Source organism: Sphingomonas mollis (assembly GCF_016427505.1).
GTDB lineage: Bacteria > Pseudomonadota > Alphaproteobacteria > Sphingomonadales > Sphingomonadaceae > Sphingomonas > Sphingomonas mollis.
In genome coordinates this window covers 178,725-198,904 of record NZ_JAELXS010000003.1, presented here as the reverse complement: position 1 = coordinate 198,904, position 20,180 = coordinate 178,725, and the positions used below count along the sequence as shown (strand labels likewise).

Genomic DNA, 20,180 nt, shown 5'->3' with positions numbered 1-20,180 from the left:
GCGTCCCCCGATTTTGTGCGGTCGCCGCCCCATGACGTACGACCGGTCAACCATCATGACGCAACCCCGGCGGCCGACCACACCCCGCCCGGCAAATAATCACGCCGGCAACAGATCGAACGCCACGCTCAATCGCGACGCCTCGCCCGCGAACGGCTCGGTCCCGTGCCACAGATAGGATGGGAACAGCACCAGTTGCCCCGGTCGCGGCCGGATATGCCGCACCGGCCCCAGCGCCGGCTGCGTCGTGATGCCCGGCCGCCCCAGCGCCAGCCACCCCTCCGGCTCCCGCTCCACCGCCTCGGGCAACGCGACGTAGAACGCCGACGACAACCAGCCGCGCGGATGGACATGGTCACTGTGAAAGCCCCCCGGCGACAACCGCACCGACCACGCACCCGCAAAGCGATAATCCGCCGCCACGCGCCGCCGCACGGGATCGGTGCCGCTACCCAGCCCCGCGATATGCGCCCGGATCGGCGCATCGAGCGCGGCGAACAGTGCCCGCACGACCGGCACGTCGAGTTGCGCCAGATCCTCCTGCGTCTGGCTGCCATGCCGCACCGATTGTTCCAGCGGATGCGTGCGCCAGCGATGCCGCGTCGCCAGTTCGGACGTCAGATCGGTCAGGAACGCGCCAAGGTCCGCCCACCCCGCCGGCGTCTCGATCGTCGTCACCGACACCAGCGCCGGGTCCTCGCACAGCGCGACATAGCGCGGATCGCCGATCAGCCGCCACGCCGTCGCCTGCACCGCGATCGCGCCCTGATCGTCCGGCACCGCCGCCACGATCCGCGCCGCCAACGCCGCCGCCTCGCCCGCACGGCCGGCGTGGAGCAGCGCCTCCGCCACCGCCTTCGCCGCCTCGATCGAGGCAGACGCCGCCCGCAATGCCGCGCTCGCCTGCGCCAGTTGCCCCTCCGCATCGCCCAGCCGCGCCGCCACCTGCGCGGCGAGCAATCGCAGCCCGACATGCCCCGGCTCGCTCGCCAGCGCCGCGCGGAGCACCGCCGCCGCGCGATCGTCGTCGCCCGCCTCCATCAGCACCGTCGCCTTCACCTGCGTCAGGGCAGCGGTGGACGGCGCCCGTTCGATCGCCGTCAGCGCGTGGCCCACATCCGCGCTCCGCATCCAGCGCAACTGCGCCAGATCGCGGTGCGCCACGGCATAATCCGGCCGCCGCGCCACCGCCGTCGCCAGCGCATCGTCCGCCGCGTCGAGTTCGCCCAGACCCTGCAACGCCCGCCCGCGCACCAGCCATGTCTCCGGCGCATCGCCGCCCTTGGCGATCGCCCGCGCCGCCGCCGCCGCCGCGCCCGCGAAGTCGTTCAGGTCGCCCAGCACCGACGCCAGATTATGCTCCGCCACCGCACTGTCCGGCCGCGCCGCCACGGCCTGCGCATAGCACGCCGCCGCCCCGCGCAGGTCACCCTGCGCCTTCAACAGGCGGCCACGCTCGGTCGGGGATGGGGGAGCGGCGATTACGGGTCTCCGGCTGGATGCCCGAACCTATCCGTCCGTCGCCGGCAAGTCATCACCGCCGCCGCGTGACACGCCGCATCGCCCGCCGTAGAGTATCCAGCGCTTATTTAAACCCGCTCGTGCTGAGCGCAGTCGAAGCACTTTGGGGAGAGGTTGACCTTCGACTTCGCTCAGGCCGAACGGTCAAGAGTAGGTCCGATTTCACGCAATTTGCTCTAGCGAGTGGCCATGCCCTATCTCTACCTGCTGATCGCCATCGTCGCCGAGGTGACGGCCACCTCCTCGATGAAGCAATCCGACGGCTTCACGAAGCTGCTGCCGTCGCTGGTCACCGGCGCGGGCTATGTCGTCGCCTTCTATTTCCTGTCGCTGACGCTGCGCGATATTCCCACCGGCATCGCCTATGCCATCTGGTCCGGCGTCGGCATCGTCCTCATCACCGCCGTCGCATGGATGTTCCAGGGTCAGAAACTGGATGCGCCGGCGATGATCGGCATGGGGTTCATCATGATCGGGGTGATCGTGATGAACGTGTTTTCGAAGGTGGGGGCGCATTAGCAGAAGCGAGTGAGGGCTATGGGACGGCTAGTGCCCAATTGTTGTCGTAACGGGCCTCTGCCATCACCAGCACTCAACCGGAGGGCAAGACGTGATCGATCAGCAGTTGAGCCGTGTGATGGCCGACGCGGTAAGCGAGCTTGAGCGCGACGGTGAGATCGTCGTTACCTCGCCAAGCATTGAGCCTTTGGCGGATCGGTTAGCCGAAGCGGCGCTGAACGTGGTCCCCAGCACGGAGTTGTCATTCGGCGAGCTTGTGGGCGTGCGCAGCCTTATCCTTCACGCCATATCAAACGCGCAGTTCTTCGATTGGGAGATGCCAACCTTGACTGGCTTCACAGCGGCCGAGTTCGAGCGCATCGCTGGGAAGCTGCCGCGCGCCTGATCTTAATAGCAGTTCCCCACCAAAACCAGACCATCCCCTCAATAATCCACGTAGTAATCCTTCGCGAACCGCTCGCCCGCAAATGCGCGTTTCATCGTCCAGTCCTGCGGCGGCGCGGTCCAGTAGCTGTCCGCCGCCGGCAGGCCCAGCGCCAGCAGGCTGAGCGAGGCGAGATACATGCTGCCCGCGTTCGAATACCAGTCGCCCAGCGTCGGCTGATGCCCGGCGAACCCGATCGTCAGATATCCCTTCGCATCGAAATTCGACGGATGGCGGAAGATCGCGCGTTGCGCCGCCACCGTCGCCGCGCGCGCCTGTCCCTCCGGCAGGCTCTTCGGCAATCGCTTGCGCCATGCGAGCAGACCCAGCGGCTGGAAGGCGGCGGTGCGATAGGTCAGCGATCGGCCGATCGGCGGATAACTGCCATCGGGGCCGATCATCCGTTCCAGACTTTCGCCGCAGCGCTGCATCCGCTTGTACGCCTGATCCAGCAGGTCCTTCGCGGGCAGGCTGTTGAACTTCGCCCCCGTGGCGACCAGCACTTCGAGGATTTCGACGATCATCGGATGGATGACGTAGGAATTATAGTAATCGTAATGGAAATGCGGCCCGTCGGCATACCAGCCATCGCCGACATACCATTCGTTGAACTTGCGGATCGCCAGATCGATGCGCACCGGGTCCCATTGCTCGCCGATCGACAGCAGGAACGCCTCGTTCATCGCCGCGAACAACAGCCAGTTGGTGTACGGCGGCGATACGTCGCGCAGGCCTTTGATGACCGTCACGATCCGCGCCTTCGTCGCCTTGTCGAGCGGCTCCCACAATTGTTTCGGCGCGCGCATCAGCGCGTTGGTGAAATAGGCGGAATCGACCAGCGCCTGTCCCGCGCCCTGCCACAACAGGCAATCCGGGCTCTTCGGATCGACGGAGTGCGCGTAAGCGGCCACCGCCTGCGCACGCAGCGTCGCGCGCACCCGCGCCTCCGCGCCGTCGCTATCCGGCAGCGCCAGCCATGGCGCGATCCCCGCCATCAGCCGGCCGAAACATTCCAGATACGCCACCCGCTTGTCACGCTTGTCCCATGTCGGGCTGAGTTCGGGATCGAAGCGGGTCTGCAACCGACCCTTTGCCATCGGTTCCAGCACCGGCGTCGCCATGCGCACCAGCAGGTCGAGCATGTAGCGACGGTCGTCGGCGCCATCGCCCCCCGCCTGACTGGTTGCGCCACCGCCCTGCGCCATCGCCGGTGCCGCGAGCGCACCCAGCCCCGCCGTCGTCAGGAATTCGCGCCGTTCCATCCTATCGGCCGCCCGCCGGCACGGTGAAGTCGAGCCGGGCCGCCATCACATACTTGTCCCAGTCCGCCCGGCTGCGGATATCGCCGACCCCCCGGCTCCACGCCGCGCCGCTGTAATAGACGAACGGCTTGCCCGGCACGACGCGCAACAGCACCAGATGATTATCGGCATCGTCGCGGATTTCGGCGATCATCGCCGGATCGACGCGGATCGCGATCCCCATCGCGCCATGCCCCGGATCGTCCGGCCCCCAGAACGACAGCGCGCCCCGTGCCCGGTCGACGGTCAGCTTGCCGCCATCGCCCGTCGCGCGCTTGCCGATGCCGATCCCGACCAGCAACGGCCCCGGCCGGTCGGACGAGATCGTCGATACCTGCCGCGTGAAGGCAGTGCCCAGCGGCAGGGTGAAGCGCCGCGTCTCCCATACCCGCCGGCCGACATCGACCGGCCAGGGCGCGTAATCCACCTCGAAATCCGCCGCGTCGGGTCCGTTCTTCAGGATGCGGTGGCGGACGAAATTGCGCGAGGTCCACAGCTTGTTGTCGTACCAGATGCCCAGACCACCATCGCCGCGCGCGCTGCCGACATTGTAGAAATCCAGCCCCTCGCCATGGAATGCGTGCTGGTCGCCGGTGCGCAACTGACGGTCCATGAACGGCCAGGCGACGTTCTTGCCCCAGGCGTCGATGCCGGAGCCGGACGGCGGCTCGGCCGCCTCCAGCGCATGGCCATAGATGCGGTGCGCGGTACGGTCGTTTTCCCACAGCAGGTCGTCATAGCGATAATCCGCCAGCATCACCGCCGCGCGCGGCTGGCGCGCCGCCCCGGTCGGCGGGGCGAGCGGCTTGGCTGAAGGCGGCGCGGATTGCGCGGACAGCAGGGGAGCGGCGATCAGCGCCGACAGCATCGCGATCAGGCGGGGACGTTTCACGCTCTCTCCTCTTCACCCGTTATCGGGATCGACGCTCCGTATGAACGATGATAGATTGATAGTACAAGAGCATGGCCGCTACGCAACCCGCAAGGATAAGGGCCACATGGAGAAGACCGTGACCGATCGCCCCTCGTCGCTGACCGACGACCTGTTCGTGAAGCTGGAGGCGCGCATCAGGTCGGGTGAAATGCCGCCGGGATCGCGCTTCCCGACGCAGAAGGACATCTGCATCGCCGAAAACGTCAGCCGCACGGTGGTGCGCGAAGCGGTGGCTCGCCTGTCCGCGCAGGGGCTGACCAATTCGCGGCAGGGGTCGGGCGTGTTCGTCGCCGACACCGCCGCCTATCGCGCCTTTCAGGTCACGCGCGACGAACTGAGCGAACTGACCGATGTCATCAAGCTGCTCGAAATGCGGCTGGCGGTGGAAACCGAGATGGCCTCGCTCGCCGCCGCCCGCCGCACCACCGCCGATATCGGCGCGATCCGCGAGGCGTTGCAGGAGATGGCGGATGTCAGCGACGATCCCGCCGCCGCCGCCCGCGCCGACATCGCCTTCCACCTCGCCATCGCGCGCGCGACGCAGAACGATTATTTCGTCCGGCTGATCGATTTCCTCGGCCTGCGCCTCGTCCCGCCGCGCAACCTGTATCTGCAAGGGCAGTCGGACGAAGCGCACCGTGCCTATGCCGCGCTGGTCCGCGCCGAACACGAAGCGATCCTCGACGCGATCGTCCGGATGGATTCCGACCGCGCCCGCGCCGCCGCCCGCCACCACATGCAGGAAAGCCTCAGCCGCCATTCGCAACTGAGCGAAACGAAACGCCTGCGCGACCGGGCTGCCTGAAATCACCCTAATCCTTCCCCGGAGGGGGAGGTGGCACGCGTAGCGTGACGGAGGGGTAGCGCGGTAATAAGGAGAGCGCTCGATTGCGGAGAGCTACCCCTCCGTCGGCCCTTCGGCCCGCCACCTCCCCTTCCCGGGGAGGATTGATTCATCGCACCTCCGGTTGACGCCACCCCGATTTATATGACAACAATACCGAAACGCAGCATCAGCCTGCGCCAGTGAGGATGATATCGCGGATGCCCACCCCCAACCGATCCGCGACATCATGACCGATCCCGCCGACACCACCGCCGATACCACGATCGCCGGCGCGGCGACGCGCGCCGGGTCCTATCGCTGGGTTATCTGCGGCCTGCTCTTCGCCGCCACCGCGATCAACTATGTCGATCGGCAGATGATCGGCGTGCTGAAACCGCTGTTGCAGGCCGATCTCGGCTGGCGCGAGAGTCAGTATGCGGACATCGTGTTCTGGTTTCAGGCCGCCTATGCGATCGGCTTCCTGTGCGTCGGCCGGTTCATGGACGTCGCCGGCGCGCGCGTCGGCTATGCCGTCGCCTTCACCTTCTGGACGCTGGCGCACATGGCGCACGGGCTGGTGAACAGCGTCGTCCAGTTCGCCGTCGTCCGCTTCGCGCTGGGGCTGGGCGAATCCGGCAACTTCCCCGCCGGGCTGAAGGTCGTCAGCGACTGGTTTCCGCAACGCGAGCGCGCCTTTGCGGTCGGGTTGTTCAACGCCGGGGCGAATGTCGGCGCGATCGTCACGCCGCTGCTCGTCCCCGCCATCGCGCTCGCCTATGGCTGGCGGATGGCGTTCATCGCGACGGGCGCGTTCAGTGTCGTCTGGCTGATCGCCTGGATCGCCATCTATCGCCGGCCCGAGGAACATACCCGCGTCGGCGCGGAAGAACTGGCGTTCATCCGCAGCGATCCCATGCCCCCCGCCGGCCATCTGCCATGGCGCAAGCTGTTCGCGGTGCGCGAGACATGGGCCTATGCGCTGCCGAAGTTCTTCACCGACCCGATCTGGTGGATGTTCCTGTTCTGGCTGCCCGATTTCCTCGGCAAGCGATACGGCCTCGATCTGAAGAGCTTCGGACCGCCGCTGGTCGTCATCTACGTCATCTCCGATCTGGGCAGCGTGGCCGGCGGCTGGACATCGTCGCGGTTGATGAAGGCGGGATACAGCGTCAACGCCGCGCGCAAGCTGACGATGCTCGCCTGCGCGTTCCTGATCCTGCCGATCGTCACCGTGCAGTACATCGATTCGTTGTGGACGGCGGTGCTGCTGATCGGCCTCGCCACCGCCGGGCATCAGGCATTCTCCGCCAACCTGCTCACGCTGCCGTCCGACCTGTTCCCGCGCGCGGCGGTGGGATCGGTGGTCGGCATCGGCGGCACGGCGGGCGCGATCGGCGGCATGCTGATCGCCAAGTTCATCGGCTATGTCCTCGACATTTCGGGCAGTTACGGCCCGATCTTCGCGGTGGCGGGCGGGTCGTATTTCCTCGGCCTGATCGCGCTTCACCTGCTCAGTCCCCGCCTGACGCCGACGCGCGCGGGCCTTCCCCTTGCTTCTCCGGAGACATCCGCATGATCGTCCGCCCCCTCGTCGCGCTGATGGCGGCGCAGGCCCTTGCCCTGCCCCTTGCCGCGCAGGCTCCGACCAGCGCGGCCGCCGACATCGCCAGCCCCCGCGCCGCAATCGCCGCCGCCACCCGGCTGGCGGAATGGCAGCTCGGCCGGATGTCCGACACCGCCACCGTGTCGCGCGCCACGCACGAAACGAAGAATCCGCGCGCTTGGGAACAGGCCGTGTTCTGGGTCGGCATGACCGCCCTCGCCGATGCCGGCCAGTCGCCCAGGATCAAGCAGGCGATCATGGCGATGGGGCGCGCGAACGACTGGCAACCGGGCGCGAAACCCTATTTCGCCGACGACCACGCCATCACCCAATCCTATCTCTGGGCCGCCCGCAACGGCGCCGGCCCGGCGGCGATGGCCCCCACCAAAGCCACCTTCGACCGTATCCTTGCAAAGCCCGCCGTCACCACCCTCGCCTTCGCGGTGCCGCCGTCCGGTTATGGCGACACCGAATGCCTGACCCGCTGGTGCTGGTGCGACGCGCTGTTCATGGCCCCGCCCGCGCTCGTTGCGCTGACGCAGCAGACCGGCGCCCCCCGTTACCGCGACTTCGCAACGAGCGAGTTCTGGGCGACCACCGACTTCCTGTTCGATCCCGCCGAGCATCTTTATTACCGCGACAGCCGCTTCTTCGAACGCCGCGACGACAAGGGTCGCAAGCAGTTCTGGAGCCGCGGCAACGGCTGGGTCTTCGCCGGCATGGCCCGCATCATCCCGCTGTTACCCAGGGGCAGCGCCGACCGCGTCCGCATGGAACGCCTGTTCACCCAGATGGCGGTCCGGCTGAAGGGTCTGCAAAAGCCCGACGGCTATTGGGCGCCCTCGCTGCTCGCGCCCGAGAACGCACCGCCGGAATCGAGCGGCACCGGCTTCTTCACCTATGGCATGGCATGGGGGATCAAGGCCGGTTTGCTCGACCGCCCGACCTATGAACCCGTCGTGCGGCGCGGCTGGGCTGGCCTCGTCCGCGCGGTCCAGCCCGATGGTCGGCTAGGCTGGGTGCAACAGGTCAGCGACCGCCCGGAAAAGGTGGAGGCGGCCGATACGCAATATTACGGCGTCGGCGCCTTCCTGCTCGCCGCCACCGCCGTCGCCGACCTGAATCTCCGCTGATGTTCGAGCGCACCTATTACGCCAGCCATCCCGATATGATGGACACCGCGTCGGGGCAGGACCTGCGCGACCGGTATCTGGTTAGCGGGCTGTTCCGGGCGGGTGAGATCGTCCTCACCTATTCGCATGGCGAACGCTTCATCATTGGCGGCGCGGTGCCCGCGGGCGACCCGATCGCCCTGCCCCGCCAGACCGAGCCGGCCAGCGCGGCGGGGCATCCCCTGCTCGAACGCCGCGAGATGGGCGTCGTCAACATCGGCCATAGCGACGGCATCGTCACCGTCGATGGCGAGGCGATCACGATCGCCAGATACGAGGCGCTGTACGTGCCGATGGGGTCGGCCGACGTGACCTTCGCGGGCGACGGCGCGCGCTTCTACCTGCTCAGCGTCCCCGCCCATGCCGCGTTCCCATTGCGCAAGCTGGTCCGCGACGAGGCCAATCCGATGGAGCGCGGGAGTCTCAGGACCTCGAACGAGCGGAGCATCTTCCAGTTGCTCTTGCCGCATACCTGCCAGAGCGCGTCGCTGTGTCTGGGCCTCACCATCCTGAAACCCGGCAGCGTCTGGAACACAATGCCGCCGCACGTTCATGAGCGACGCTCCGAAATCTATCTGTATTTCGATCTGGAGGACGACAATCGCGTCTTCCATTATATGGGCCAACCCGACGACCTGCGCCATATCGTGATGGACAACGAGGAGGTGGTGATCTCGCCCCCCTGGTCCGTCCACATGGGGGCCGGCACCAGCAACTACAGCTTCATCTGGGCGATGGCGGGCGAGAATCTCGATTACAACGACATGGACGTGCTCGACATCTGCCAGCTGCGCTGACCCGCTTCCCCTTCGCCGACGCTTCGATTAGATGTCGGATCGAAGAGGATGCGGACCATGATCCCATATCGTGAACTTCTGCTTGTGGTATCGATGCTGGCGGCGTCGGCGGTTCAGGCGGCACCGCGCGACACGGTGCCGCTGACGGCGGACTGGCGTTTCCGGCTCGGCGACCAGCCTGCGGACGCGCGGGCCGCGACGTTCGACGATGCCGGCTGGTCGCGCGTCTCGCTGCCGCACAACTGGAACCGGATGGGCGGCACCGCCGAACGCCGCGCCGATTACCAGAACGTCCACGGCGCCGGCTGGTATCGCCGCACCTTCGCCACCCCCGCCAAATTCGGTGATCGTCGCGCGTGGATCGAGATCGACGCCGCCAGCATCATCGCCGATGTCTGGGTCAACGGCGTCCATCTCGGTCGCCATGCCGGCGCCTTCGCTCGTTTCCGCTTCGACGCGACGGCGGCGCTGAAGCCGGCCGGCGACAACATATTGGTGATCCGCGTCGACAACAGCTCGCCGCGCGATCCCGGCTCACCGACCGCGGAGGTCCCGCCGATGAACGGCGACTGGCCGATGTATGGCGGCCTGTATCGCGGCGTCTCGCTGGTCGTGACCGATCCGGTCCGCGTCGCGATGCGCGATTTCGGCGGCCCCGGCATCTATGCCCGCACGCTGACCGCCGATGCGAACCGCGCCGAAGTGTCGGTGACGACCCGCCTCGAAAACGACCGCCGCCGCGACGCCGCCGTGCGCGTGCAGGCGATCGTGCTGGACGCCACCGGCCGGACGGTCGCGACCGCCGCCACCCCCGCGACCATCGCCGCCACCGGATCGGGCACCACCACCCGGACGATTGCCGTCCCCACCCCGCACCTGTGGAACGGCGTCGCCGACCCCTATCTCTACACCCTGCGCGTCGAGATCGTCGGCAAGGACGGCCGGGTGCTCGACCGCGTCGAACAGCCGCTCGGCATCCGCACCTTCCGCATCGATCCGAACACCGGCTTTCACCTGAACGGCCGCGCGCTGCCCTTGCGCGGCGTTTCCCGGCATCAGGACCGGCCGGTAAAGGGCTGGGCGATCGACGCCGCCGACATCGCCGAGGACATGGCGATCATCAGGGACATCGGCGCCAACACGCTCCGCCTCGCCCATTACCAGCATGCCGACGCCGCCTATGCCGCCGCCGACACCGCCGGGCTGGTGACATGGGCGGAGATACCGCTGGTCGATCGCTCCGCCCCCTGGGCCAGCGCCGCGACCACGCCTGGCTTCGCCGCCAACGCCGAACAGCAACTGCGCGAACTGATCCGCCAGACGTACAACCACCCCTCGATCGCCGTCTGGTCGATCGCCAACGAGGTGAATCTGGAAGCCGCCAAGGGTCGCGGCACATCCAACGCCCGGCCGCTGCTCGAACGCCTGCAGCGCGTCGTTCATGAGGAAGACCCGTCGCGCCCCGCCACGCTGGCCGATTGCTGCGGCTCGATCCCGGCGGAGGCGCGGGCCGGCCTCGATACGGTAGCGGGGATCACCGACGTCATCGGCTATAACCGCTATCACGGCTGGTACGCGAACGACGTCAACCTGCTCGGCCCCGATCTCGCCCGCCTGCACGCGCTCTATCCGCGCCAGCCGATCTCGATCAGCGAATATGGCGCAGGCGGCGCGCTGACCCAGCATAGCGACGATCCCCGCGGCGGCCCGATCGCCGCCTTCGGCCGCCCTCATCCGGAGGAATTCCAGAATTACATTCTGGAGGAAAGCTGGCGCCAGATCGCCGCCGTGCCGTTCGTCTGGGCGAGCTGGGTGTGGAACATGTTCGATTTCTCGAACGAACTGCGGCTGGAAGGCGACCTGACCGACACCAACGACAAGGGGCTGGTGACGTTCGACCGCCGGACGAAGAAAGACGCCTATTATTTCTACAAGGCGAACTGGTCCGCCGATCCCTTCGTCCACCTGACCGGCAGCCGTCACGCCGACCGCCCCTATCCGCTCGCCGAGGTGAAGGCGTACAGCAACCAGCCGACGATGCGCCTGACGCTGAACGGTCGCGCGATCGGTACGGCGACGTGTGCGCTGGGCATCTGCCGCTGGCCGAACGTCGCGCTGACCCCCGGCGACAACCGGTTCGAGGCGTCGGGCGACGGCGTGGCGGACACGATGACCTGGCGCTTCGCCGGCCGCGCCAACGCCTACGCCATCCGCGCCGGTACCCTTACCGGTGCGACGGGCAAGGACGGCAAGCGATGGGGATCGGACGTCTTCATGACCGGCGGCACCGGCCATTTCCGCGACCAGCCCTCCGCATCGCGGGGCGGCCAGCCCGGCCCGGTCCGACCGGTCGCCGGCACCATGGATCAGGCGCCGTACGAAAGCTGGCGCGAGGGAAGCTTCGCCTATGCGATCCCCGTCGCCCATGGCCGCTACCGGGTGAAGCTGCACCTGTTCGAACCGGTCGCTGACAAGCGCCCCGGCCAGCGCGTGTTCACCGTCGCGGCGGAGGGCAAGGCGATGGGCAAACCGATCGACGTGGTGCGCGAGGCCGGCGGCGCGATGACCGCGCTGACCCGGCGCTTCACGGTCGATGTCCGTGACGGAATGCTCGATCTGGGCTTTGCGGGGCAGACCGGCGAGGCGCTGGTGTCTGGCATCGAGGTGGAGCCGCTATAAAATCCTTTCCCCGGCGGAGGCCGGGGCCCAGTTGGGGGACGATCATGACCACGCACAACGCTTCGTTACGACTACCTTCCCAACTGGACCCCGGCCTCCGCCGGGGAGGCGAAACGGCCAAAGCAACGCGCGTTTCACCCTTACCCGGCGACCATCAAACCGCCCCGTTCAACCCCGCCATCACCTGATCGAACTGCCCGTCCGCCTCGGCATGGCGCAGCATCTTCACCCGATCGACCAGTATCTCCGCCGGCGTCGGGCGCTGTCCGAACAGGCCCATCACCTCGTCGATATAATCCTTCAGCGGCATATACCCGTCGCGCACCGCCTGCCCCGGTGTCAGGTCGGTCTGCACCCCCGGCGGCGCCAGCTCGATCACCTCGACCCGGCCATGCAACTGATGACGCAGCGACAGCGTGTAGGAATGCATCGCCGCCTTGGTCGCCGAATAGGTCGGCCCCGCCACCAGCGGCACGAACGCCAGCCCCGACGTCACGTTGACGATCGCCGCATCCGGTTGCGCCATGAGATGATCGACCAGCGCATTGGTCAGCCGGATCGGCCCCAGCAGGTTGGTGACGATCATCGCCTCCGCCGCCGCCAGATCGCGCGCCGTGGTCAGGTCCTCCATCCGCATGATGCCGGCATTGTTGATGACGACGTTCAGCGCCGGATGATCGGCGATCAGCGTCGCGGCGAAATCGGCGATCGCGGCCGGGTCCTCGATATCCAGCACCGCCGCCGCCATCCCGTCGCGCCCCGCGATCGTCTCGTCCAGCGCCGCCCGGCGGCGTCCCGCCACGATCACCCGGTTGCCATCGGCGTGCAGCCGGTGGGCCAGCGCCTGGCCGATGCCGGAGCCGCCGCCGGTCATCAGGATCGTATTGCCCGTCGGTTTCATCGTCGGTCACTCCGTCAAAAAAGGTCAGTCATGCCGCCCAACGCACCAGCGACGCGATCGTGGCTTTCCGCTGCCCCGCCGGAGGATTAAGCGGGACGGCGATGATAAGCCGCGCGCGCCGATTCCTCTCGGAGGAGCAGTGGACCTTCGCCCCGCACGAGGTGCCGGTGATGCCCGGCTCCCCCGGCTCGCCCGATCATCCGCATCATCGTCGCCTCGCTTACGGCCTGATCGCCGTCCTCCTTGGCCTGACCGCCGGGTTCGGCAACGCGCTGATCTCGGCGAACACCTATACGCTGCAGGGCGCGCTGGGCCTCGATCCCGCCCAGATCGCGTGGTTGCCGACGGTCTATGTGATGACCAACGTGTCGATCAACCTCATCATGATAAAGTTCAGGCAGCAATTCGGCCTGCGCCCGTTCGCGATGATCTTCCTCGGTATCTATGCGCTGCTCACCTTCGCACATCTGTTCGTCCACGGCTTCGCCTCCGCCATTGCGGTGCGCGCGGCCAGCGGCATGGCGGGCGCCGCCGTGTCCAGCCTGTGCCTTTATTACATGATGCAGTCGCTGCCCGCGAAATGGCGGCTGAAGGCGGTGGTGCTGGGCATCGGCGTGCCGCAATGCGCGACGCCGCTGGCGCGGCTGTTCTCGCCCGATCTGCTGGCGATGTCGCAGTGGCGGACCTTGTACCTGTTCGAACTCGGGCTGGCGCTGCTCAGCCTCGCCGCCGTCGCGACGCTGCGCCTGCCGCCGACGACCAGACAAAAGGCGTTCGAGCCGCTCGATTTCCTCACCTTCGTCCTGTTCGCGGGATCGATGGCGCTGTTTTCCGCCGTCCTCGGCCTCGGCCGGATCGTCTGGTGGACGGAGGCCGGGTGGATCGGCTGGGCGCTGATCGCCGCCATCCCGATGCTGGCGGCGGCGCTGATGATCGAGCATCACCGCGCCAATCCGCTGCTCAACACCCGCTGGCTGGGCAGCGCCGACATCGTCCGCTTCACCATCGTCACGATCATGGCGCGCATCGTCCTGTCCGAACAGACCTATGCCGCGGTCGGCCTGTTGACCACGCTGGGGCAGAACAACGACCAGCTCGTGCCGTTCTTCTCGATCATCTTCGCCGCCTCGGTGGCGGGCGTCGTGCTAAGCGCGGTGATGCTCGACGTGAACAGGCTGGCGCATCCGGTGATGCTGTCGATCGGCCTCGTCGCGGTCGCCGCCTGGATCGATTCATATTCGACCAGCCTGACCCGCGCGCCGCAGCTATACCTGACGCAAGGACTGATCGCCTTCTCCGCCACCTTCTTCCTCGGGCCATCGCTCCTGTTCGGCATGACGCGCGCGTTGAAGGAGGGCAGCGGCCACATCATCAGCTTCATCGCGCTGTTCGGCATCATCAATTCGATCGGCGGCCTCGGCGGCACCGCGCTGCTCGGCACCTATCAGGTGGTGCGCGAGAAGGAGAACAGCGCCGCCATCGTCGAACAGTTCGACGCCAGCAACCCGATCGTGACGCAGCGTATCCAGGCGGGCGGCGCGGCGGTGGGTCGCGTCGTCGGCGATCCCGCGCTGCGATCGGCGGAGGGCGCCGCGATCCTGGCCCAGACCGCGACGCGCGAGGCGAACGTGCTCGCCTATGACGACGTGTTCCGCCTCGTCGCGATCCTGGCGGCGGCGACGTCCGCCTATCTCGCCTTCATCCTCGCACGTCGGCGCTGGCGCGAACGGCGTGCGGTGGCCATGTAGGGTCCCGCATGACCGATACCCGATCCCCCGTTTCCCCCGGCCCCGTTACCGAAGAACGCGCCGCCGAAGTTGCGCCGACGGCTGCCCCGGTCGCCGCGCCGGTCGGTTCCGGCTGGCGCCCCGCCCGCCCCAGCCGCACCGCGCTCACCGTCATCACCCTGATCGCCATCGCCGGCGTGCTGGCGGTGCTGGCGGCGTGGCGCTTGCCGCCGTTCACCTCGGACTATGAATCGACCGACAACGCCTATGTCCGTGGTCGCACCACCGTCATCAGCCCGCAGGTGTCGGGTTATGTGACGAAGGTGCTGGTCCGCGACTTCGCCACCGTCACCGCCGGCACGCCGCTGGTCCAGATCGACGACCGCATCTATCGCCAGCGCGTCGAGCAGGCCGAGGCGCAGGTCGCCGCCCAGTCCGCCACGCTCGACAATGCGTTGCAATCCGCGCGCAGCCGTCAGGCCAGCCTCGCCGCCCAGACCGCCGCCGTCGCCAATGCCGAGGCGCAGTTGATGCGCGCGCAGGCCGACATGAACCGCGTCAACGACCTCGTCACCGACGGATCGGTCAGTCTGCGCGAACGTGACCAGACGCTGGCCGCGCTGCGTCAGGCACAAGCCGGCGTCCGTCAGGCGCAGGCCGCGCGCGAGATCGCCCGTCAGGACATCCGCACCGTCGAGGTCGGTCGCGGCGGTCAACAGGCCGGCGTATCCGGCGCGGAGGCTGCCCGTCGCCTCGCCCAGATCGATCTCGCCAATACGCTGATCCGCGCGCCGGAAACCGGCCGTCTCAGCGAAGTCGGCGTGCGGCTGGGGCAATATGTCACCGCCGGGTCGCAACTGATGTTCCTCGTGCCCCCCGAAACCTGGGTGATCGCCAATTTCAAGGAAGCGCAGACCGCGCGGATGGCGGTGGGCCAGCCGGCGTCGTTCACCGTCGATGGCCTCGCCAATGCTCGCCTGACCGGCCATGTCGAGCGGCTGTCGCCCGCCGCCGGATCGGAATTCGCGGTGCTGAAATCGGACAATGCGACCGGCAATTTCACCAAGGTGCCGCAACGCATCGCGGTCCGTATCCGCATCGATCCCGGCCAGTCGCTGATCGACCGGCTGCGTCCCGGCATGTCGGTGCAGGCGCGTGTCGACACCGCGGGCGGACCCGCCGTCCGGTGAGGAAGCCCGGCTCGCTGACGTTTTTGCTGGCCCTCGCCGCCTGTGCCGGCCCGCGCCCGGCGCCGCCCGTCGGGGTCGCGGTGGTCGCGCCGCCGGCATGGCGCACCGCGCTCGGCCCCGGCGCGCCGATCCGGACCGACTGGTGGAACGCGTTCGGCGACCCGGTGCTGACCGGCTATGTCGTCCGCGCGCTCGCCAACAGTCCCGATCTCGGTGCCGCCGCCGCCCGTGTCGAGGAAGCGCGCGCTGCCGAGCGCCTCGCACGCGCGCAGCAATCGCCGCTCGTCACCGCCGGCGTACCCCTGACCGATGGCCAGACCGTCAGCCCGCTCGGCACCCCTAGCACCGCGATCGGCGCGCAGCCACTGGTGCAGGCCAGTTACGACCTCGACCTGTTCGACCGGCTGAAATCGGCCAGCGCCGCCGCCCGCGCGCAGGCGTTGGCCAGCGAGGGCGCGCGCGACACCGTGCGCCTCGCGATCGCCAGCGGTGTTGCCACCGGCTACATCACGCTCCGCGCGCTCGACCACCGGTTGCTGGTCGCGCGCCAGACGCTGGCGGCGCGCGCGGAATCGCTACGCATCGCTCGCCGCCGCGCGGAGACCGGCTACACGTCGAACCTCGAACTGCGTCAGGCGGAGGGCGAATATCACGCCGCCGAACAACTGGTGCCACAGGCGCAGTTACTGATCGCGCGGCAGGAAAATGCGCTCAGCGTCCTGATCGGCGATCCGCCCGGCCCGATCACGCGTGGCTTGGCACTCGACCGCCTCACCGCCCCCGCTATCCCCGATGGCCTGCCTGCCGACCTGCTCCGCCGCCGCCCCGACCTTTTCCAGGCGGAACAGACATTGGTCGCCACCGACCGCAGCCTCGACAGCGCCCGCGCCGCGCTGCTGCCCGGCATCTCGCTCACCGGCTCGGCCGGCGTCGTCCTGTCGACCGCGCTGGCCAACCCGATCGGCGTCTTCTCGCTTGGCGGCAGCATCCTGTCGCCGCTGTTCGATGGCGGCCGGTTGCGCGCACAGGCCAGCGCCGCCGCCGCCCGCCGCGACGCCGCCGCCTTCGCCTATCGCCGCAGCGCGCTGACCGCCTTCCGCGAGGTCGACGACAGCCTTGCCGGTGTCCTGCGCGCCGGCGAACAGGCGACCGCGCTGGCCGCGCAACGTGAGGCGCTGGCCGGCGCGCTGCGCAACGCATCGAACCGCTACCGCGCCGGATATTCGTCGTACATCGACCAGCTAGATGCCCAGCGCGGCCTGCTGACCGCCGAACTGACGCTGATCCAGGCCCGCACCGATCGCCTGAACGCCTATGTCTCTCTCTATCAGGCGCTAGGGGGCGGCTGGTCGAGCGCCGACATCACCGACGTCAACCGATAGCGACAATTCCATTATATGGGATGGGTGTCGGAGGTTTAGAATACCGGTTGCAATCCCGAAATTGATAGTACATATCCGGCCTCAGCGGGAGGACGGTCCGAGAATACGGCCCGCCCCGATCCAAGGGGATGGATGATGAAGGGGAATGTGTACGTCACGCTGATGGCCACCGCCGCAGCGTTCGCAGTGCAGCCGGCGATGGCACAGAGCCAGTCGATCGCCCGCGATCAGCCCGCGACCTCGGCCACCAACCGCCCGCCGACCCCCGTCACCGGCACCGATCCCCAGACCGACACCGCCCCGCCCGCGCAGGCCGACGCCGCCGTACAGGCGCAGGTAGAGGGCAACGCCCCGGTCGACGACAACCTCATCGTCGTCACCGGCATCCGCCAGAGCTACGCCAACGCGCTCGCCGCCAAGCGCAACGCGGTCGGTGTCACCGACGGCATCTCGTCCGACGGCATCGGTCGCTTCCCCGACCTGAACGTCGGCGAGGCGTTGCAGCGTATCCCCGGCGTTCAGATCAACCGCGAGGCGGAAAGCCGCGACGCCACGATCAACCTGCGCGGCCTGCCCGGCACCTATGCCCGCACCACGCTGAACGGCAGTACCTTCGCCGATCCCGTGCTCGACGGCTCCAGCCCGCTCGGCGCATTCGAATCGGACGTGTTCAGCGCGTTCCAGATCATCAAGTCGCCCTCCGCCGCCGACCAACCCGGCGGCATCAGCGGCAATGTCGATCTCCAGATCCAGCGCGCGCTCGCCCGCAAGGACGGCGCGCTGTCGGTGAAACTGGCCGGCGCGTACGAGGAATTGACCGAGAAGTTCAATCCCGCCGGCTCGCTCTCCTATTCCAAACATCTGCTGAACGACACGCTCGGCGTGTATTTCGTCGGCGCCTATTCGAAGCAGAATTTCCGCCGCGATTCGATCACCTTCGCGCAGTACACGCCGCTGTCGCGCACCACGACGCCCGATTACGTCACCCGCTTCGGTGCCGCCGGCACCCCGAATGTGCTGTTCCCGTCCGACATCCGCCAGTTCGTGAAGACCAACAAGGGCGATCGCTTCACCATCGCCTCGGGCGCGGAATGGGCGGCGACGGACGAGCTGACCTTCGGCCTGAACGGCCTCTACACCCGCCGCAACTACAGCGACGCGAATACCGACATCATCGATTACGACATGCGCGATGCGAACACGGTCGTGAACCCGACCGGCGACGCCTTCACGCTGCCCGACGGCAACCGCTATGTGAATTCGTACGACTTCCGCAATGCGCGCGTCTTCGCCTCCGCCCGTGCCGAACCGTCGAAGATCCAGTCATACGGCATCTATGGCGATATCGGGTACAAGACCGACGAGTGGCGGTCGCTGACCACCTTCTCCTATTCGGATGCCAGCAACTCGGTCATCCAGACGCAGTTCGATTACCGCAAACTGCCCAGCGCCGCCGGTAACGGCACCAGCGGTTCGGCATTTTCGGGCGGCAGCGATATCGAGGATTTCCGCTTCCTGCTGAACCCCTCGCCCGCCGTCACCTTCACGCCGGGCCCGTTCGCGGTGCTCGACGCCAACCAGTTGCGCAACGCATCGGGCGACGTGTTCATCGTCGCGGGCAGCGAGAGCATCGCCAAGAACAACCTGTACGCCGGCCAGACCGACCTCGAACGCTATTTCGACGGTAACCTGCTGAAAAGCATCCAGATCGGCGCACGGTTCGAAAAGACCAAGTTCACGTCGCAGCAATACCGGTCGACCGTGTTCGGCGTGCAGCAGCAGAACATCAACGCCGGCCTTATCAAGCAAAGCCCGTTCGCCGGCGACTTCTTCGGCGGCAACCTCGCCGGCTACAGCACCAACTGGCAGACACTCGACTTCGCCGCCGTCAATGCCGCGCTGAAACCGGTGACGCTGGCGCCGGGCCAGACGCTGACCGCGAACGGCTTCGTCAACAACACCGCCGATGGCGGCGTCGGCTCGCTCAACTTCAACCTGACCAACGACATCGTATCCAGCTATGCGATGGCGAAGCTCGACACGACGTTGCTCGGCATCAACATCCGCAGCAATGTCGGCCTGCGCTACGAACACACTCGGCAACAGACCGATTCCACGCAGTTGCTGCTCGGCCAGCCCTCGACGGTGGAACGCAGCAGCAGTTACGGCGAGTGGTTGCCGTCGATCCTGATCGCCGCCGACCTGACCGACAGGCTGGTGCTGCGCGGCGCCTATTACCGCTCGTTCGTCCGGCCCCAGCCGCGTCAGGTATCGCCCTCCACCGTCATCAGCGGCGGCGGCGCGCTGTTCAACGTCACGCTGGGCAATGTCGGCATCAAGCCGTTCACCGCCAATTCGTTCGACGCCTCGCTGGAATTCTACAACCGGCCGGGCGGCGTGTTCTCGGTGGCGGCCTTCTCGAAAAAGATCGACGGCCTGATCGCGCCGATCACCGATCGCTCGCTGCTCTGCCCGGCGGATGGCGGCGGCTTCGGCCTCGGCCCGCTGCGCCTCGTCGGCGACAGTTGCCAGTCGACGACGCTCGTGTCGGCGGGCCAGCCGGTGCAGGTCGTGGTGGGCGGCAACATCAATTCGGACAGCCCGATCACCGTCCGTGGCCTGGAATTCTCGGTCCAGCAGAATTTCGACTTCCTGCCCGGCGTCCTGTCGGGTCTGGGCGGGCAGGTGAACTATTCGCTCACCGACGTCAGCGGCCGCGCATCGAACGGCACCGACGCGATCCTGCCCGGCGTGTCGAAGCATGTCGTCAACGTCATCGGCTATTACGAAACCAAGCTGTTCGGCATCCGCGGCACGTACAACTACCGCAGCAAATATGATCTGGCGGCCGGCGGCACCTTTGCCGGCGCGGCACGGCAGGTGAAGGCGCGTGGCCAGGTCGATGCCTCCGCCTCGCTCAACATCAACGACAGCATCTCGCTGACCGCCGACGCGTTCAACCTGACCAACGCCAAGCGCATCGAGTTCGAGAATTCGGCGCTGAAACCGCGCCGCGCCGATTATGACGGCCGGACGTACCAGATCGGGGTACGGTTCGCGCTGTAATTTGATACCCCCTCTTCCCCGACACCCCCCGTTCCCCGGCGTAGGCCGGGATCCAGTTGGGGGGCGTCGATGGTCGGTCACCAACGCTATCCCGACTGGACCCCGGCCTCCGCCGGGGAACAGGGTTTCACATACTCC

Annotated in this window: 15 protein-coding genes; 11 read left to right on the top strand and 4 right to left on the bottom strand. The window is 67.5% G+C overall.

Features of this window, described 5'->3' with window-relative positions; all coding sequences use genetic code 11:
• Positions 1-99: 99 nt before the first annotated feature.
• Positions 100-1,446: a 2OG-Fe(II) oxygenase family protein gene (locus JAO74_RS06765; RefSeq protein ID WP_332908755.1), complete on the bottom strand. Its 1,347-nt coding sequence runs from the start codon at positions 1,444-1,446 to the stop codon at positions 100-102.
• A 264-nt stretch (positions 1,447-1,710) separates the two neighbouring features.
• Here JAO74_RS06765 and JAO74_RS06760 point away from each other — a divergent pair, with 264 nt between their 5' ends.
• Positions 1,711-2,040 carry a DMT family transporter gene (locus JAO74_RS06760; RefSeq protein WP_199036376.1) on the top strand — a complete coding sequence of 110 codons (330 nt, stop codon included), beginning with the start codon at positions 1,711-1,713 and terminating at the stop codon, positions 2,038-2,040.
• A 91-nt stretch (positions 2,041-2,131) separates the two neighbouring features.
• Complete coding sequence (locus JAO74_RS06755) at positions 2,132-2,425, top strand: hypothetical protein (RefSeq protein WP_199036375.1); 294 nt, start codon at positions 2,132-2,134, stop codon at positions 2,423-2,425.
• A 38-nt stretch (positions 2,426-2,463) separates the two neighbouring features.
• On the opposite strand, the gene JAO74_RS06750 is transcribed toward JAO74_RS06755, so the two are convergent.
• Both JAO74_RS06750 and JAO74_RS06745 read right to left on the bottom strand, forming a co-directional pair.
• Complete coding sequence (locus JAO74_RS06750; protein ID WP_199036374.1) at positions 2,464-3,726, bottom strand: DUF2264 domain-containing protein; 1,263 nt, start codon at positions 3,724-3,726, stop codon at positions 2,464-2,466.
• 1 nt (position 3,727) lies between these two features.
• Entirely contained in the window at positions 3,728-4,657 is a 930-nt protein-coding gene (locus JAO74_RS06745; protein ID WP_332908745.1) for a DUF4861 family protein, read from the bottom strand.
• 106 nt (positions 4,658-4,763) lie between these two features.
• Between JAO74_RS06745 and JAO74_RS06740 the strand changes: the two genes are divergently transcribed.
• The 5 genes from JAO74_RS06740 to JAO74_RS06720 all read left to right on the top strand — a co-directional run bounded on the left by JAO74_RS06740 (position 4,764) and on the right by JAO74_RS06720 (position 11,776).
• Complete coding sequence (locus JAO74_RS06740) at positions 4,764-5,504, top strand: FadR/GntR family transcriptional regulator (protein ID WP_199036373.1); 741 nt, start codon at positions 4,764-4,766, stop codon at positions 5,502-5,504.
• A gap of 268 nt (positions 5,505-5,772) precedes the next feature.
• Positions 5,773-7,101, top strand: a complete 1,329-nt coding sequence (locus JAO74_RS06735) for an MFS transporter (RefSeq protein ID WP_199036370.1) — start codon at positions 5,773-5,775, stop codon at positions 7,099-7,101.
• Positions 7,098-8,261: a glycoside hydrolase family 88/105 protein gene (locus tag JAO74_RS06730; protein ID WP_199036368.1), complete on the top strand. Its 1,164-nt coding sequence runs from the start codon at positions 7,098-7,100 to the stop codon at positions 8,259-8,261. The genes JAO74_RS06735 and JAO74_RS06730 overlap by 4 nt, the downstream gene beginning before the upstream one ends.
• The gene (gene kduI, locus JAO74_RS06725; RefSeq protein WP_199036366.1) at positions 8,261-9,097 is read left to right on the top strand and encodes a 5-dehydro-4-deoxy-D-glucuronate isomerase; all 837 of its coding nucleotides are present in this window, start codon (positions 8,261-8,263) and stop codon (positions 9,095-9,097) included. Before JAO74_RS06730 ends, kduI begins: the two co-directional genes overlap by 1 nt.
• 57 nt (positions 9,098-9,154) lie before the next feature.
• Positions 9,155-11,776: a glycoside hydrolase family 2 TIM barrel-domain containing protein gene (locus tag JAO74_RS06720; protein WP_233150746.1), complete on the top strand. Its 2,622-nt coding sequence runs from the start codon at positions 9,155-9,157 to the stop codon at positions 11,774-11,776.
• Positions 11,777-11,930: 154 nt separating this feature from the next.
• On the opposite strand, the gene JAO74_RS06715 is transcribed toward JAO74_RS06720, so the two are convergent.
• The gene (locus JAO74_RS06715) at positions 11,931-12,677 is read right to left on the bottom strand and encodes an SDR family oxidoreductase (RefSeq protein ID WP_199036362.1); all 747 of its coding nucleotides are present in this window, start codon (positions 12,675-12,677) and stop codon (positions 11,931-11,933) included.
• A gap of 101 nt (positions 12,678-12,778) precedes the next feature.
• Between JAO74_RS06715 and JAO74_RS06710 the strand changes: the two genes are divergently transcribed.
• From JAO74_RS06710 to JAO74_RS06695, 4 genes are all read left to right on the top strand, one after another.
• Entirely contained in the window at positions 12,779-14,425 is a 1,647-nt protein-coding gene (locus JAO74_RS06710) for an MFS transporter (protein ID WP_199036360.1), read from the top strand.
• A gap of 8 nt (positions 14,426-14,433) precedes the next feature.
• Positions 14,434-15,594, top strand: a complete 1,161-nt coding sequence (locus tag JAO74_RS06705) for an HlyD family secretion protein (RefSeq protein ID WP_199036358.1) — start codon at positions 14,434-14,436, stop codon at positions 15,592-15,594.
• Positions 15,591-16,976 (top strand): efflux transporter outer membrane subunit, encoded by a 1,386-nt coding sequence (locus tag JAO74_RS06700; protein ID WP_199036357.1) that lies wholly within the window; start codon positions 15,591-15,593, stop codon positions 16,974-16,976. Before JAO74_RS06705 ends, JAO74_RS06700 begins: the two co-directional genes overlap by 4 nt.
• A gap of 132 nt (positions 16,977-17,108) precedes the next feature.
• Positions 17,109-20,042 carry a TonB-dependent receptor gene (locus JAO74_RS06695; RefSeq protein WP_199036356.1) on the top strand — a complete coding sequence of 978 codons (2,934 nt, stop codon included), beginning with the start codon at positions 17,109-17,111 and terminating at the stop codon, positions 20,040-20,042.
• The last annotated feature ends 138 nt before the right edge of the window (positions 20,043-20,180 follow it).